The organism is Levilactobacillus suantsaii (genome assembly GCF_004115745.1).
In the GTDB taxonomy this organism is placed as follows: domain Bacteria; phylum Bacillota; class Bacilli; order Lactobacillales; family Lactobacillaceae; genus Levilactobacillus; species Levilactobacillus suantsaii.
In genome coordinates this window covers 60,467-76,380 of the sequence record NZ_QXIL01000005.1, presented here as the reverse complement: position 1 = coordinate 76,380, position 15,914 = coordinate 60,467, and the positions used below count along the sequence as shown (strand labels likewise).

The 15,914-nt window shown below is 52.7% G+C and carries 15 protein-coding genes; 2 read left to right on the top strand and 13 right to left on the bottom strand.

Features of this window, described 5'->3' with window-relative positions:
- Positions 1 to 14: 14 nt before the first annotated feature.
- From ftsA to DXH47_RS04025, 10 genes are all read right to left on the bottom strand, one after another.
- Positions 15 to 1,355, bottom strand: a complete 1,341-nt coding sequence (ftsA, locus tag DXH47_RS04070; protein WP_129031811.1) for a cell division protein FtsA — start codon at positions 1,353 to 1,355, stop codon at positions 15 to 17.
- Between the two features lie 141 nt (positions 1,356 to 1,496).
- Entirely contained in the window at positions 1,497 to 2,354 is an 858-nt protein-coding gene (locus tag DXH47_RS04065) for a cell division protein FtsQ/DivIB (protein ID WP_129031809.1), read from the bottom strand.
- 35 nt (positions 2,355 to 2,389) lie between these two features.
- Complete coding sequence (murG, locus tag DXH47_RS04060) at positions 2,390 to 3,481, bottom strand: undecaprenyldiphospho-muramoylpentapeptide beta-N-acetylglucosaminyltransferase (RefSeq protein ID WP_129031807.1); 1,092 nt, start codon at positions 3,479 to 3,481, stop codon at positions 2,390 to 2,392.
- Entirely contained in the window at positions 3,482 to 4,861 is a 1,380-nt protein-coding gene (gene murD / locus DXH47_RS04055) for a UDP-N-acetylmuramoyl-L-alanine--D-glutamate ligase (RefSeq protein ID WP_129031805.1), read from the bottom strand. It lies immediately after the preceding gene.
- Positions 4,862 to 4,968: 107 nt separating this feature from the next.
- Entirely contained in the window at positions 4,969 to 5,937 is a 969-nt protein-coding gene (gene mraY, locus DXH47_RS04050) for a phospho-N-acetylmuramoyl-pentapeptide-transferase (RefSeq protein ID WP_129031803.1), read from the bottom strand.
- A 22-nt stretch (positions 5,938 to 5,959) separates the two neighbouring features.
- Positions 5,960 to 8,116 (bottom strand): penicillin-binding transpeptidase domain-containing protein, encoded by a 2,157-nt coding sequence (locus DXH47_RS04045; protein ID WP_129031801.1) that lies wholly within the window; start codon positions 8,114 to 8,116, stop codon positions 5,960 to 5,962.
- The gene (gene ftsL / locus DXH47_RS04040) at positions 8,116 to 8,517 is read right to left on the bottom strand and encodes a cell division protein FtsL (RefSeq protein WP_129031799.1); all 402 of its coding nucleotides are present in this window, start codon (positions 8,515 to 8,517) and stop codon (positions 8,116 to 8,118) included. Before ftsL ends, DXH47_RS04045 begins: the two co-directional genes overlap by 1 nt.
- Before the next feature lie 47 nt (positions 8,518 to 8,564).
- Entirely contained in the window at positions 8,565 to 9,509 is a 945-nt protein-coding gene (gene rsmH, locus DXH47_RS04035) for a 16S rRNA (cytosine(1402)-N(4))-methyltransferase RsmH (RefSeq protein ID WP_129031797.1), read from the bottom strand.
- Between the two features lie 31 nt (positions 9,510 to 9,540).
- Complete coding sequence (gene mraZ / locus DXH47_RS04030) at positions 9,541 to 9,972, bottom strand: division/cell wall cluster transcriptional repressor MraZ (RefSeq protein ID WP_129031796.1); 432 nt, start codon at positions 9,970 to 9,972, stop codon at positions 9,541 to 9,543.
- A 200-nt stretch (positions 9,973 to 10,172) separates the two neighbouring features.
- The gene (locus tag DXH47_RS04025) at positions 10,173 to 10,526 is read right to left on the bottom strand and encodes a DUF3397 family protein (RefSeq protein ID WP_129031794.1); all 354 of its coding nucleotides are present in this window, start codon (positions 10,524 to 10,526) and stop codon (positions 10,173 to 10,175) included.
- A gap of 234 nt (positions 10,527 to 10,760) precedes the next feature.
- Here DXH47_RS04025 and DXH47_RS04020 point away from each other — a divergent pair, with 234 nt between their 5' ends.
- On the top strand, positions 10,761 to 10,880 hold the full coding sequence (locus DXH47_RS04020) for a DUF4044 domain-containing protein (RefSeq protein ID WP_129031792.1): 120 nt from the start codon (positions 10,761 to 10,763) through the stop codon (positions 10,878 to 10,880).
- Between the two features lie 82 nt (positions 10,881 to 10,962).
- On the opposite strand, the gene DXH47_RS04015 is transcribed toward DXH47_RS04020, so the two are convergent.
- The 3 genes from DXH47_RS04015 to DXH47_RS04005 all read right to left on the bottom strand — a co-directional run bounded on the left by DXH47_RS04015 (position 10,963) and on the right by DXH47_RS04005 (position 15,018).
- Positions 10,963 to 13,335 carry a DNA translocase FtsK gene (locus tag DXH47_RS04015; protein WP_129031790.1) on the bottom strand — a complete coding sequence of 791 codons (2,373 nt, stop codon included), beginning with the start codon at positions 13,333 to 13,335 and terminating at the stop codon, positions 10,963 to 10,965.
- 27 nt (positions 13,336 to 13,362) lie between these two features.
- The gene (locus DXH47_RS04010) at positions 13,363 to 13,875 is read right to left on the bottom strand and encodes a tRNA (cytidine(34)-2'-O)-methyltransferase (protein ID WP_129031788.1); all 513 of its coding nucleotides are present in this window, start codon (positions 13,873 to 13,875) and stop codon (positions 13,363 to 13,365) included.
- Between the two features lie 294 nt (positions 13,876 to 14,169).
- Complete coding sequence (locus tag DXH47_RS04005) at positions 14,170 to 15,018, bottom strand: methyltransferase domain-containing protein (RefSeq protein WP_129031786.1); 849 nt, start codon at positions 15,016 to 15,018, stop codon at positions 14,170 to 14,172.
- Between the two features lie 176 nt (positions 15,019 to 15,194).
- Here DXH47_RS04005 and DXH47_RS04000 point away from each other — a divergent pair, with 176 nt between their 5' ends.
- A complete protein-coding gene (locus tag DXH47_RS04000) occupies positions 15,195 to 15,818 on the top strand; it encodes a copper homeostasis protein CutC (protein WP_129031784.1) in 624 nt (207 codons plus the stop codon).
- Positions 15,819 to 15,914: the final 96 nt, after the last annotated feature.

The following is a 15,914-nucleotide window of genomic DNA, read 5'->3' as shown; positions in this document are numbered from 1 at the left end:
TCCTCCATCTCACATTAGTCGAAGAAGTCGCTAAAGAACTTCTTTACCCGTTCAGTTCGGCTTTTCTTTTTAGGTTTTGCTTTCTTGTCGTTAGTCTGACTGTGCGGTTGCGGCTCGACCGAAGCATCACTTTGTGGTGCCGCTTCAGCCTCCCGTTGACGAATTTCATCAGTTTCATCGGCTAACTGAGTCGACCCCGTCAAGGCGCTCTTAATCAATAAATCAATTTCATTGAGGCCACCAAAGTAGTTCACTAAGGCCAGGGCCAAGGTAAACGATGGATGCCGCAGTCCCATTTGATCCGGAACGTACACCCGCACGTTGGTGCCAAACTCATCGGTAGCCAGCTCCGTAATGCCCGGTAAAGCCGCGACCCCACCAGTCAATACGATACCACCAGGTAACTCTAGTGCCTGGACCTTATCTAAATTGGCCCGTAGCCGCTTCAAGATTTGGTCTAAACGCGCTTCGATAATCTCTGCTAAGTATTTTTCCGAAATGGGTGTTGGTTGGCTTTGGCCGACCACATCTACCGGGAACTCATCCTCATCGCTGGCCTGGGTCGAATCCGCATACCCGTAATCGCGTTTGAGCTTTTCCGCGCTGTCCAGTGAAGTGTTCAGAACCACCGAGATATCCTTGGTGATGAACTGCCCACCTTCCTGGTCCACGTCAATGTATTTGAGCTGGTGATCGTGAATCACTGCGGCCGTCGCTTGGCCACCACCCAGGTCAACCAGGATAGTGCCAAAGTCTTGCTCGCCGTCGTTCATGACCATCATTCCTTGAGCCATGGGGTCGATAACGGTTCCCCGGATGGCCAAGCCAGCTTGCTCAACCGCCTTACGGGTATTATGCATGATGGTCTTCGGTCCCGTAAACAGGGTCCCGTGAAGTTCCAACCGGACCCCCACCATTCCGCGGGGGTCTTTAATCCCGTCGAAACCGTCCACCACGAATTCATCGGCTAAAATATCAACGATTTCGCGCTCGGGGGGCAGGCTCTGAATCAAAGCGGCCGCCGCAACGTTGCGGACATCGCGGCCGGTAATCTCACGAGACTGATCATCGATGGCAATCATGCCACTACACGTTTCAATTTTTAACATATTTGCGGGTATCCCCACAATGACATCGTGGATTTCGATACTAGCCTTTTCTTCGGCTTGTCGAATAGCGCGCAGAATCGCTTCAGCTGCTTTGTCAATGTCCACGATCACACCGCGGCTGACACCATTCGAACGTTCATTCCCCACGCCAATAACGTTCATTTGCCCTTTAACATTTTCAGCAACAATGACTTTTATTGAGGTGGTTCCTATATCGAGACCTACGTACATCCCTGAATTATCCATAGAAAAAGGAACCTCCTAAGCTAATCGATCTATTAACACGTATGAATTCGCTTTTTCTCCTAATTATTCTTCAGCTTACCACATTTACTAGGGGTTGAAAAAGCCTTTATAAACGCTTTTAACGCTGAAATCAAAATGAAATTATTTCGTAAAAGCGGACGAATACGCGCCGACTTCCAAATGCACGACACCCTTTTGTTTCATCCTGTGTGCAATGCTGGGATAATACGCCATCTTTTTGGCGAAGCTCCCAATACTAGCATACACTTCATTGCCGTCATTCATGAACAAATGCACTCGCTGAGCGTTCATTTTTGTGGGTGCCGCTTGAATTTCACTAATACTATGCTTGATAGCGGTGCTCAGTCGTGCGTACTGCAAGATCATGCGGTGCAATGCTTTCGTGGATTTAAACTTCCCGTAAACCGGGGTCCCACTCTTCGGTTGACTGACCGATTGTTGACTGACGACACCGTTCTCCAGCACCTCGTAGTACTGGCCGTTACGAACCACGTAACCAGCAGTTGCGTATTCATGGACCCGAACGGTCACCCGGTTAGGCGCCTGGAACTGCACTCGCACCCGTTTCAACCGGGTACTGTGCTGAGGTGCTACCCGTTGCAGGCGCTTTTGGTGTCCAACCACCTTGAAGATGGAATCACCTGGCCGAATTCCTACGGCCCGTTGCACCTGTTTGGCTGACAATTCTTGAGTCCCCTTCACGGTAACCGCCTGCACGTGACTGAGCGGAGAAATCAAGTAAACCATGACCCCGATGACGACCAAAAAGATCGACAAGAGCAGGGCTAACCGCCGAGCCAATTCTCGGTGACGTTGCTGCCGTAACCGGGGCAGCTTATCCCCAATCCGCTTGGTTCGGCGATACCATCTTGGGGTCTGAGCCCGTTTTCGCTGCTGGGCCGCCCGTGATTGGTACTTTTCCCAGGGCGTTTGCTCCCGGGACCTTGGGGCTTGTTTTCGGTCGTGCCGAAATTTCACGAGCGTCCACCTCCGCTTCTGCTAACTAGCCAACTTTACTTTTTTAGGGACAAGACCACGTCTAAGACCCGGTCGGCCGCATCTGGCACTCCTAAGTGCTTCGACGCTTCGGCCATCCCCTGGCGCAACTGGTCGTCTTGCATCAGTTGGTCGGCCTGCTTCACCAGGGACTCACCAGTCAAATCGGCTTCCTTGATGATTTCCGCCGCCCCCACGTTGACCAACGACTGGGCGTTCTTGGTCTGGTGGTCCGCCGTGACGTACGGGCTAGGAATCAAGATCGACGGAATCCCGTCGGCCGTGATTTCGGCCAAACTAGTCGCCCCGGCGCGGCCCACAATGGCCGCCACGTGCGGCAAGACCTCCGGCATGTTACTGATGTATGGCTTGATAACCACGTTGGGCGCCACCGTCTGGTCCTTGAGCTGGGCCATCACCCCATCGTAGCGTTTCTGCCCGGTCACAAAGACTACCTGGTAGTCGCGCTGGTTAAACGCCGGGATTGCCGCCACCGTTGCTGCATTGATTTTTAACGCCCCTTGGGAACCGCCAAAAATCAGTAACGTCGGCACGTCAGATTTTAAATCGTACTCCGACCAATCAAAGTGACTGACCACTTCGGCGGCTTCTTGGGCCCGCGGGTTCCCCGTCTTGACCATCTTACTAGCCGGTAACTGGTCGACAGCCGCGTCAAATACATAAGCAATCTTATCGACGTAGCGACTCAAGAACTTGTTGGTGATGCCCACGACACTGTTTTGTTCGTGAATCATCGTCGGCACGTGCAATCGACTGGCCGCATAGACGACGGCCCCGGAGACATAGCCCCCGGTCCCAACGACAACGTCAGGCTTGAACTCACGAATCAGTTGCTTGGCCCGGTGCACGCTCTTCAAGAAGAGATAAATGGTCTTGAAGTTCTCCAGCGACAGCGAGCGCTTGAACCCCTGAATGTGCGTGGCTTCAAACGCGATTCCCTTAGCAGGAACGATAGTACTTTCTAGGCCCCGCTGTGAACCGACGTACATCACCGCGGCATCCGGGTCCCGTTTTTTTAAGGCCTTGATCAAAGCCAGTGCTGGGTATATGTGACCACCCGTGCCACCACCCGATACCATTAAACGCATTTAAACTTCCTCCTGTTTCCCGGTCAATTTTTCGACTGCTTGAATAAACTTGTCACCCCGAACTTCGAAGTTCGGGTACTGATCCCAGCTAGCATTGGCCGGTGACAGGAGAATGATATCGCCTGGGTCACTCAGCTCATACGCGACCGGCACCCCGGTCTCAGCGTTTTCCGTCATCTTGATAGTCGCGATCCCCGCTTGTTTAGCGGTCTCCGCCAATAACTTGGCGGTTTCCCCAAACAAGACGATGGCTTTGACGTGTTCCTTGAATGCTGGAATCATCTTTTCAAAGGTGTACCCGCGGTCCAAGCCCCCGGCAAGCAAGACGACTGGCGCTTGGAACCCCTTGAGGGCCATTTCCGTTGCTTCCATATCCGTGGCCTTGGAATCGTTGTAGTACTGGCGACCATCAGCTTCAAGGACGAACTGGGTTCGGTGCCGTACCCCACCAAAGGCCCGCAGAACGGACACGATGGAAGCGGTGCTGACGCCCTTGATTTTAGCGACCGCAATGGCCGCCAGGGCGTTTTCAATATTGTGGTCGCCAGGGACCTTGACTTCACTTGCCGGCATGATGGCTTCTTGTTGGTAGTACAACGTCCCGTTGGCTTCGTAAGCGCCATCCTGGGTCACGTTTTGCCGGGAGAACGGCACGACCTGAGCCGCCGAGTGGGTACTGAGTTCCCGCCATTCGGGATCATCGAAGTTCACGACGAAGTAATCGCTGGCCGTTTGGTTAGCCGTAATCTTCATCTTCGCGGCCACGTAATTGGCCCGCGTCTTGTGGTAATCCAAGTGGTTCGAGAAGATATTGGTCAGCACCGCAATGTGCGGGTTGAACGTGGTCGTCCCCACTAACATGAAGCTGGAGACCTCTAAGACCAACGTATCCACGCTGGTGACCTGTTGGGCCACCTGACTGGCCGGAATCCCGATGTTGCCGGCGTAGACCGACTTACCCGTCTCACGGTCGTGGGCCAACATCTTTTGAATCATGGTCGTCGTGGTGGTCTTACCGTTACTGCCAGTCACCGCCACGAGTTCGGCATCGGCCACCTCGCTGGCCAGTTCCATTTCACTGATAATGGGCAGCTTTAGTTCCAAGGCCCGCTTGACGACGGGAACATCGTACGGAATACCGGGATTTTTGACCACTAAGTCGTACCCCGCATCCAAGAGATCAGGCGTTTGCTGGCCCGTAATCACTTTGAAACCCGCTTCTTGTAGTTCTTTAGCCTCCGTATTTTGGGCCAAAGGTTGCACGTCACTAACGGTGACCAAAGCCCCTAGGCGTTTCAACAGCTTGGCGGCGTTGAAGCCACTCTTGGCCAACCCTAAAACTAAGACCCGTTTATCCACATACGTTGTGATCTCTTTCATAACTACTGCTCGCTCTCCGTTCACTCTTATTAATTTCGTTGTCATGTTCTAAAAAAGGGCTAACCCAACTCTAACGAGCCCGGTTAGCCCTAGTCGGTCGCTGATTATCAAGCAAGGATGGCCCAGACGCCGGTCAGCGCCGTTACCAAGCCCACACCCCAGAAAGTCAAATCAATCTTCCACTCACTCCAGCCTAACATTTCAAAGTGGTGGTGGATGGGACTCATCAAGAAGATGCGCTTCCCCGTTAATTTATACGAGGCTACTTGCAAAATCACACTGGCCGTCTCGATCACGTAGACCAGACCAATCCATAATAGGGACACTTCGTGGTGTAACAGGATGGCCACGGCGGCTAAAGCGCCCCCTAAGGCCAACGACCCGGTATCCCCCATGAAGATTTTGGCTGGTTTATGGTTGAAGATCAAGAACCCTAGCAGACCGCCGACTACGGCAAAACAAAAGATACTGATATTGAATTGGTGTTGGATCAACGCAACCCAGCCGTAAGCCGCAAAGGAAATGCTGGCTAAACCACTGACTAGGCCGTCCAGACCGTCAGATAAATTGACGGCGTTAGAAAAGCCAACTAACCAAATGATAGCAAAGAGGGCGTACCAACCACCCATCCGCCAGGTGCCGAGGCCCGGAATCGCTAAGGCCATGGGCAACCCTTCATGCGTGTAGACCCCAAAAAGGAATAGTGCCCCGATGATTTGACCCAGTAACTTTTGCCAAGCCTTGAGGCCTTCATTCTGGCGGTGGAACAGCTTGATACTATCATCCCAAGCGCCCAACGCCCCGTACAGGACCAGGATAAACAGTAGAATCCAGGTCGTGGGCAAAACGCGATGTGGCGCAGCGCCCCAGCTTACCAATAAGGTCACCACCAGAATCGCGATGATGAAGAGCAAGCCCCCCATCGTTGGGGTCCCGGACTTTTTTTCGTGCCAGCTCGGACCCTCTTCCCGAATCATCTGTCCTTCATGTCGGGCGCGGAAATACCGAATCAATGCCGGCATAAACGCTACCGTAATTATAAAGCCGCCTAAAAGGGGCACCAGTGCAGTTATCATGTTTTCTACTCAATCCCTATTCTCATTTATTTTGTTTCAGTGTGACGGTCAATTTGTCCCCTGACGAAACGGTCGTTCCAGTCTTCAGACTTTGCTTGGTAACGTAGCCGTCACCGTCAGTGGTCACCTTGAGCCCCAGCAACTGTGCTAATTTTACCACATCCCCCTTCGACCAACCGGTCAAATTCGGGATAGTCACAGTACCGCCAGTCGATAAGAAGACCCGTTGGCCCTGGTAAAGTACGCTATCGGCCTTCACCGACTGCCGTTTGACCGTCTTACCACTACCTAGGCGCGTGACCGTCATACCCAATTTCTTGAGCTGCTTGGTCGCCTTAGTCGCACTTGACCCGGTGACCGTTGGCATCTTGACTTGCTTGGTTGTCGTCGCGTTGTCTTCTTGAAGAGCTCGGGCCAACACGGGCTTCGTAATGGACGCCAACAGTTTCGTCGCCGTCTTGCTCCCCAAGTGGGGCTGTTTCATGGTGATATACATCACGTACTTTGGATTGCTAGCCGGCACCATGGCGGCAACGGAGTACAGATAGCTATCGTCGCCCGATAAATAACCGGATTTACCATTGCTGACCTGCGCCGTCCCGGTCTTAGCCGCGACGAGTTGCCCGCTCATCTTGTAGTCGCTCCCAATCCCATAACTCTTGTAGACCACATCTTCCATGTGCTTACGCACGGCCTTGGCCGTCTTGGCCGAAATCGGGTGACCCACCTTCGTTGGTGAGTAAGACTTGACGGTCTTGTTGGTGTTTGGGTTAACGACTTTACTAACGATGTACGGTTTCATCATGGTCCCATTATTGCTGACTGCCGTCAAGGCCTGTAGCATCTGAAAGGCCGTGACTTGAATCCCCTGGCCGAACGAGGTATCCGCTTGTTCGATTGGCCGCGAGAAGGCGATGCTCCCGCTCAGCTCTCCGGGCAAGCCCGAATGGGTACTCTTTAAGAAACGGAAACGATTGATATATTTTTTCCAAGTTTTAGCCCCCATTTGTTGTTCCAAATGGGCCATGGCGACGTTACTGGAAAGGGCGAACCCTTTATTATAAGTAATCGTTCCCCAACCAGAGGTGTTCCAGTCGGGTACGACTTGGTTCCCAATCTTGTAACGCCCAGACTGGTAAGTCACATTCCCGTTGTAATTCCCACTATCGATGGAAGCGGCTAGACTGAAAATCTTCATCGTGGACCCCGGCTCATAAGCATCCTGGACCAAGGTGTCCCGCCAAATCTTGCTCAAGCCCGATTTGGTGGTGGCATTGAACGTCGGCCGCTGGGTAGCGGCCAAGATGGCCCCGGTCTTCGCGTTCATCAAGACCGCGTTCATCGACTTGGCCTTGACCTGCTTTTGGACGTTACTCATTTCCGTTTCCAGTAGCGTCTGCAAGCGAGTATCCAAGGTGGTGTACACGTTGTCCCCGTTCTGGGCTTTGCGATACTTTTGCTTGGTCCCCGGTAACTGGTAGCCATAAGTATCCTTCTTGATCTTTTGGGACCCATCCTTCCCGGTCAGTTCCTTGTTGAAGGCTTGTTCAATTCCCATCGTCCCCGTCAAGGTCGTCTGGTTGTTCTTCGTGGACGACTGAGCCAAGCCAATCAAGTGGGAGGCAAAGATCCCATTCGGATACAACCGCGCCTCTTGTTGGACGAAATTGATGCCGCTCAGGTGGTAGTGCTGGATCTTTTGCTTGGTCGCCAGTGAAATGTTTTGTCCGGCCGTCCCGAATTCTACTTGGAAGGGATTCCCCTTGCTCGGATTCAGAATCTTTAACGCCTTTTTTTCACTGATTGGTAAGTATTTGGCCAAGACCTTGGCAATCTTGGGCTTGTTGGTGGCGTACAACTTTTGATTGTTGGTTCCCACCTGCCGTTTGTCCAGGACCACGTATAGGGAATACACGCTGGTGTCCTCGGAAATCGGCTGATTATTGGCATCATAAATCGTGCCCCGCTTGGCCTTCAGCGTTTTGTTCGCCGTGTAGAGTTTCTGGGCTGACGCACTCAGATTAACGTTTTGGACTTTCTTGCCAATGGAGATGTAAGAAAAACGCACCGCAATGAGAATAAAAACGCCGATGAAAAGGAAAAACAGAAACTGGCCTACGATCTTCCGGTTTCTGCGCGCGTTTGTATTTTTCATTGGGTGCTTTGGGGAATCATTCATTATTTATCAACAGTCCTTATTCGCGCATTTTCCAAACTCAGCCCTTGCTTCTGCGCAATCTTATCAAGCCGGGTCCGACTCTGCAACTCGTTGATTTCTTGTCGCGTGTTGGTGTTCCGATTGCGATAAGTCGTCGTTGTCTGATTAACCGTTTGTAAATCATGCTGCGCATTGCTCATCGCAATTTTAGCGGAAACGACACACACCATCAAACCAGCTAAAACCAGGCCACAGACCAAGACTAGACATTTCTCAAATTTGGAAACGGGTAATTTTTGCCGGTGAAGCTGCCCTGCAGGTTGCCCCTGGGGCTGCACTTGCGGCTGTGGTTGTGCTATGTTTGGGCGTTGCTGCGGTTCTTTTGTGAGTGGAACCGCTTCTGCTAAGCTATTTTGCGCCATAAATAATCATCTTCCTATGTCCGAATAATTAAGTTCTCATCAGGGAGCTAGTCTAGCTTTTCTAAGATCCGTAATTTAGCACTATGGGCTCGGTGATTAGCGGCCAACTCCGCCGCAGATGGCAGAATCGGTTTACGATTGACAAGTTTATAATCCGGCTGCATTTGTTCCGGAATCACGGGTAACCCGTGTGGGAGTTCTGGTAACGAAGACTGTTCCCGAAACATGGTTTTGACCAGCCGGTCTTCCAACGACTGAAACGTGATGACACTGATCCGGCCTTTCGGCGCGAGTAAGCCAATGGCTTGTTCTAACGACGCTTCCAGGGCACCTAACTCGTCATTGACCGCGATGCGGATAGCTTGAAAGACCTTCTTGGCGGGATGTCCCCCGTGCCGGCGAGCGGCCGCGGGGATGCCTTCCTTGATGATCTCCACCAGTTGTCCCGTCGTGTCGATGGGAGCCGTCGCCCGGTGCCGTTCAATGGCTCGGGCAATGGACTTGGCGAATTTTTCCTCTCCATAACGGTGGAAGATTCGCAAAAGTTCGTTAAATGACCATTCGTTAACCACGGTCCAGGCGCTCAACTTCGCGCTTTGGTCCATTCGCATGTCCAGCGGCGCGTCGTGTTGATAGCTAAACCCGCGGTCAGCCTCATCGAACTGGGGTGACGAAACCCCCAAATCGTAGAGTACGCCATCCACTTGGGTGACGCCTTGGTCGGCAAGCTGTGCCTTTATGTCCCGAAAATTACTCTTGATGAAGGTCACCTTGCCGGCAGCCAACGCCGTTTTTAAATGGTCTTGATTATAGTCGATTGCGGTCTGGTCTTGATCAAAGGCGTACAGGTGACCGGTCGTCAGTTGGTCCAAGATCTTCTGACTGTGTCCGCCACCCCCCAGCGTGCAATCCACATAGGTCCCGGTTGGTTGAATCGCCAACCCGTTGACCGCTTCATTTAAAAGTACCGTAACGTGATGAAAGTCTTCCAATGGGCACGCTCCTTCCGTCTAAAATCTCAAGTTACAAGTCAAAATCAATCAAGTTTTCCGCAATATCATCGAAGTTTTCCTCCGCTGAAGCTGAGAATTTCGCCCAGCGGTCGGCACTCCAAATTTCAAAGCGATTCGCCACGCCCACAATCACGCAAGCCTTCTGGAGGTCCGCGTGGGTGCGTAACGATTGGGGTAAATTAATCCGCCCTTGCTTGTCCAAGTCACACTCGGTGGCCGCCGAATAAAAGAACCGCACGAACGCCCGTGCATCTTTGCGATTCACCGGCAACGCCTTTAATTTATCCTGCAAAGCGGCCCATTCCGTCATGGGATAGCCGAATAAACAACCATCCATGCCTCGAGTCACCACGAAATGGGACCCGAGTTGCTCCCGAAATTTAGCGGGGATAATGAGCCGGCCCTTGGTATCAATCGAATGTTCAAATTCGCCCATGAACATAGCCATTACCCCTAACTTGTAACTATCACCAAGTTTACCACATACCCCCACTTTCTACCACAATGTTACCGTATTTTTATAAATTTCTCCCCAGAGACCCCAAAAGCCGCGGCGAACACTTGTTCGCCGCGGCTGGAAACGTTTCCGTATTGTCCCGAAAAACGAGTCAATACTCAACTTAATTTATATTTATACATTTTCTAACTAATCGTAAGTAAAAAGCACGCGGCGAACCCAAACAACCAATACAAGTCCGATAACCGCCAAAAAGTTTTCCAAAATCGCGGATAAAGTAATTCGTGATTATGCACCGCCTGGAGCAGTGCGACCCCGATGCCAATCAGCATCCATCCAATGACCACCCAAGGAAGGAGGTGCCCCGCCCCTTGAGGAATCAAAATGATACTGCACAAGATAAGTAATGGTGTCATCAAATCCCACGGCACCAGCTCTTGCGGCCAATGATGGCGCATTAACCGACGCACACTATGTATCACCAACCATCCCAACAGTAAAATAGCCAATTGGCCTCCTGGCGAGACCCAAAACCGCATGTCGATTCCCCCTGTTCATCCGTCCACCACTATGGTTAAGTTTTGGCAACGATACTCGCTGTTCCCCGTAACTGATCCGAGTACCCGTGTAATTCATGTCCGTCCTATTATAAATATTTTGTGAATAACTTGCAATTCATAACTCACGCATCACGGTCAAGAGTTGCAATTCGGCGGCACTCACGGTAAACTATTTGGGAAAGAACTGTAGGTAAAGAGGTGGCTTAAGCTCGTATGGAAAAGAAAAAGAAATCAACATTTCAAAAAATAACTAACGTCTTTGTCTGGATTATGATTATTGCAACTTTAGGCTCACTGATTTTCGGCGCCATTTCCTCAATTATGACGGCTTAATATCACGGTTAAATGTCAAAATGGTCGGTAACTTTCTGCGTGAAAGTTACCGACCATTTTTTGACTCATTTTACATTGTCGTTCAATCCGCCTTTGGCGTTTCACTGCCTTCCGGCGGATCCGGTTGCTTATAGACCTGGCGGGGTTTGCTCCCCTCCTGGGGGCCAATATAACCCCGTTGTTCCAAATCATCGATGATGCGGGCCGCCCGATTATAACCGATGCGAAACCGCCGTTGTAACAGCGACGTGCTGGCTTTTTGCTGGTCCACCACGAAGGCCAAGGCATCGTCGAACAAGGCGTCATCGCTGTCGCCCTGTTCGGTCTGCTGCATTTCTTCGTCGGTGACCATCATGTCTTCGTCGTAATCCGCGGTCTGTTGTTGCTTGATGAAGTCCACCACGTGGTTAACGTCTTCGTCCGGGATAAAGGCACCCTGGACCCGAACCGGTGAGTTGGCGTCGACTGGCTGGAAGAGCATATCTCCTCGACCAAGTAACTTTTCGGCGCCGTTGGTATCCAGAATGGTCCGCGAATCGACCCCGCTGGAAACTGCGAATGCGATACGCGATGGCACGTTGGCCTTGATCAACCCCGTAATGACGTCGACCGAGGGCCGTTGGGTGGCTAAGATCATGTGGACCCCGGCGGCCCGCCCCATCTGGGCCAAGCGAATGATGGCGTCTTCAACTTCACTAGAGACCGTCATCATCAAGTCGGCCAATTCGTCGACAATGACCACGATGTACGGTAGCGTGGGCCGCGCCTGATTGTCTTCAGCGTTGGCCTGCTTGACGTAGGCGTTATACCCGGCGATTTTTCGTTGCCCAAACTGGGAAAAGAGATCGTAGCGCCGTTCCATTTCCGCCACCACTTTATGTAACGCACGGGCCGCCTTTTTCGGCTCAGAGACCACGGGGGTCAAGAGATGTGGGACCCCGTTGTACACGCTCAGTTCGACCTTCTTAGGGTCAATCAACATCAGTTTGACCTGGTCTGGCCGGGCGTTCATCAAAATACTAGTGATAATATCGTTAATCGCCACGGACTTCCCACTCCCGGTCGCTCCCGCAATCAGTAAATGGGGCATCTTGGTCAAATCCATTGTGACCACTTGTCCCGTGACGTTCCGACCCAACGGTACCTCCAAGGGGTGTCCCGGGTGTGGTGGTTGCGACTCGACCACGTCGCGGAACGAGACCGTGGAAACCTCCTTGTTCGGGACTTCAATCCCAATCAAGGACTTGCCCGGAATCGGCGCTTGAATCCGAATCCCCTTCGCGGCTAGTGCTAACGCCAAGTCGTCCGCTAAGTTCACGATACGGGACACCTTGACCCCGATGGCTGGGTGCAACTCGTACTCGGTCACGGACGGTCCTAAGCTCACGTTTTTGACCTCGGCATCCACGCCGAAGCTATCCAACGTCTGTTTCAAGATTTTAGTATTGGCGTCGATAGCGTTCACTTCCGCGGTCTGATCAGCCGGGGGCACTTGCTTCAAAAGGTCAGCCGTCGGTAATTGGTAATTCGGGTCGACTTCAGTGGTTCCCACTAACGCGGATTCAGCTTCTTCACCATCATCCGGCGCCGACGTTTCTGGTGCCGACGCTGCCGATGACGGTGTCGGTGCTGGGTGTTCGTTAGCGGCCACCGTCACGTGATAACTGGGTTCGGCCGACGAAGACGCCGGCTGAGCGGGCGCCGTGGGTGCTGGCTGATCTGCCGGTTGCTCATCTTTGGGGGCGGCCGATGAATCCGGCGACGTGGCCACCTGTTTAGCGGTCCGTTCCCGGTGCGCCTTGAGTGCTGCGCGTCCCCGGTCAACAGTGGCTTGTAACCAATCTAACCCTGCCACTAACCATCGGCCGATCCGTTGCAGACCGTGCTGGACATCGGTCAGTGGAATCTGGAAGAAGACTAGAACCCCGCCAGCCATGATGACCCACGCGGCAATCTGGGCACCCAGTAAGGCAATCAACCAGGCGATGACTGATAGCGCCAGCGCCCCAATCAGGCCGCCACCCAAGTCGCTGGTCCGGCCAGCGGAGACCAGGTCAGCCAACCCATTATTCCAGATGGTCACCAAAAAACCGCTGTGTTGGTTAGCCGCCGTGAACGTGGTCGCACTAGCCCATAAGAGCCACCCGGCATACACGATACCACTGCCCACCAGATAGTGCCGTGGTAAGTCCGGCCAGGTGCTGGTCACGGCCAACGTGACGCCTAATGCCCCAATGACCACCAGACCAACCTGGTACGATTCACCGACCAGTAGCCGGGTCAAATTGGCACACAACGTCCCTAACATCCCTAAGTTGAATAACCCCAACGCCGCTAACACCAGCAAGACTAGGCCAACGACGTTACGCGTATACGGAAACGGTTGAGTGCTTTTGCGTTTCGCAGGACGCCGCCGGGAAGTCTTGCGGCGAGTTGTTTTTCGTTTTGTCGCCAAGTTGCGGCCTCCTTTCTGCTCAAACGATTATTTTAATTTATCGTGTGGGTACCGGTGCACCCGTTCCAATTGTGGAAAAGCCTGTTGACGTAAAGCCTCGTAAATCACGATAGCCGCACTGTTCGACAGGTTCAAAGCCCGAATATGGCTGTCATCTTGCGGAATCCGGATACATTTTTCCGGATTTTGGCGCATGAAGGATTCCGGCAAGCCCGTGGTCTCCTTGCCAAACAAGAAGTAGTGGTCGTTGTCGTTGACCGTGTAATCGGGCTCGGTGTAGTCGCGTTCGGCAAACTTTGACACCAAGTACAACTGGGTCTGGTCCGGAATCGTCGCCAAAAAGGCTGGCAGGTTTTCGTGATACCGTACGTCGACCTTATCCCAGTAATCTAGGCCGGCACGTTTCAAGTGCGTATCATCGACCGAAAACCCGAGGGGCTTAATCAAATCCAACACGGTATCGGTCCCGGCACAGGTCCGTGCAATGTTCCCGGTGTTTGCCGGAAACAACGGTTCAAATAAAGCAATATGATTCGTCATAGATTTTTCTCCGTCCTCTGCTCAAACATTCGTTCTGTCTCATTATTATAGTCAACCCACCTGGGCTTTGACAAGGCGTGGGGCTTAAAAGTCCCCAGATTCAAGCTCAGCCCACAAAAAAAGTAGCTCCCCGGTGTGGGCACGGCGAGGGACTACCTTAGTGAAGTACTACTTGTCAGCCGCTAACAGTTACCCGCTGATATCGACTACCAAACGATTTCTCATTGCTCAATATAACACGCTCCTGCGCGGTCTTCAAGGGGCAATGGGCAAATAATTCACCCACTAGCCTTACTAAAACCGGGCCTGTAAGAGCGTCACGTCGACCGTGATCTGGGAAAATGGCGCCGCGGCAACCCGTTCTAACTGTGCCTCACTGGCGCCCCAATGCATCGGTGTCATCAGCATCAAATCACTAAAGCGTTCGGGCGCAATTGGTACCTGATAGCGGATTCGTTGGCTGGTCGCTTCCGGATAGTGGCGCTTGAACAGGGACAATACGTTGCTATTATCATACTGCGCGTGCGGATTATCAGCGGCAAACAAAGCCTGCCGCAACTCGATTAGGTAGTCGGGATTCGGAATGACCTTTAATAACTGGCCGCCCGGGGCGATGATCCGGTTAAACTCCTGGTAGGCCGACGGGGAAAAGAGGTCGAGGACCGCCGTGAATTGATGGTCGGTAAACGGCATTTGGGCCAAATCGGCGACACAGAAAAAGGCTGGCGTGTCCAGTTGGGTGGCCAGGTTGATCCCAGGCTTGGAGATATCGAACCCCACGGCCGTGTCGTTTCCCGCGCGATGACTCAACACTTCGGTCAGCGGGGTCCCCTCGCCACACCCCACGTCCAGAATCGTCTGCGGCTCTTGGGGCAATTGGTTGGCAAACGCGGTGGTGATGCCCGTGAACAATCCGGCTTGTAGCATGCGTCGGCGGGCCGCTAGCATCGCGTCATCGTATTCACTGGCCACCGCTCGTTGCATAAAGTACAGCGTCCCCTTCTTGGACAGGTCCACATTGTGTCCAGCCGGACAAATCAGGCTGTTGCCGGCCACGTGATCGTAAGCGGCGTGACACACGGGGCAGCGAAACAGGCTGGCATGGCGGGATAAAAAGGCCGCCGCCCGTTCAATTTTCTTCATGTTTTTTCTTACTCCCATCACTACGAGGCTCGCCCCTTTACTTCCGACCGCAAACCTGCGTAAAATGTAGAGTGCATGATTACCCGTCAGTTGCCAAAGGACGCTCGTGAAATTAGTGCATCAATTGTACCATACTCCCCGCTGTCCGCGGCCGAATTTAGAAAGGATGACCTTTTTTGCGATTAATTGAACCATTACTTGAAAATTACGGCCCCCTGGTCACCGCCGTTGAAGCCGGGGCCAAACGCGTCGCTCTCGCCGATAACCTCGCCGTCGGTGGCACTACCGTCAGCAAGGGTGTCATCGGTGAAGCTGTCCGTTACGCTCACGAACACCAAGTTAGTCTTGATTTGGTGATTGCCCCTAGAGGTGGCAACACCCCCTACGATGACGTTGAAATCAAAATCATGGAAGCCGATATCTTAGAAGCTCAACAACTCGGCGTCGATGGTGTCATCTTTGGTGCCTTAGACGCCAACCAACGTATCGACCGTGAAGGCTTACGGCCGCTAGTAGCCGCCGCCGGTGGAATGACCATGACCTTCAGCCGCGATTGGGATGCCATTCGGCCCCAAGATCGTGGGGGCGCCATTGATTGGCTCAACACCCAGGGCTTTGACCGACTCATGAGCGTGGGGAACCCCAAAGACCGCTTTAACGATTGGCAGACGACCAAGCGCCTCGCCGATAGTGTCGGTATCACCTTAGTGGCGGCCGAAGTCGCCGCAGCAGACATCCCCGAAGTGGCCGATAAACTGGGCCTCAACTTTTTCATCGGGACGAATAGCTTAGCGTTATAGACCGTGCAAAAACGACTAAGTCGCTCGTAGTCTAACTAAAGCTTCATAGCAAAAGGTGGGAAGAAAAGCCTCGATTTTAGAGGACTTTTCTTCCCG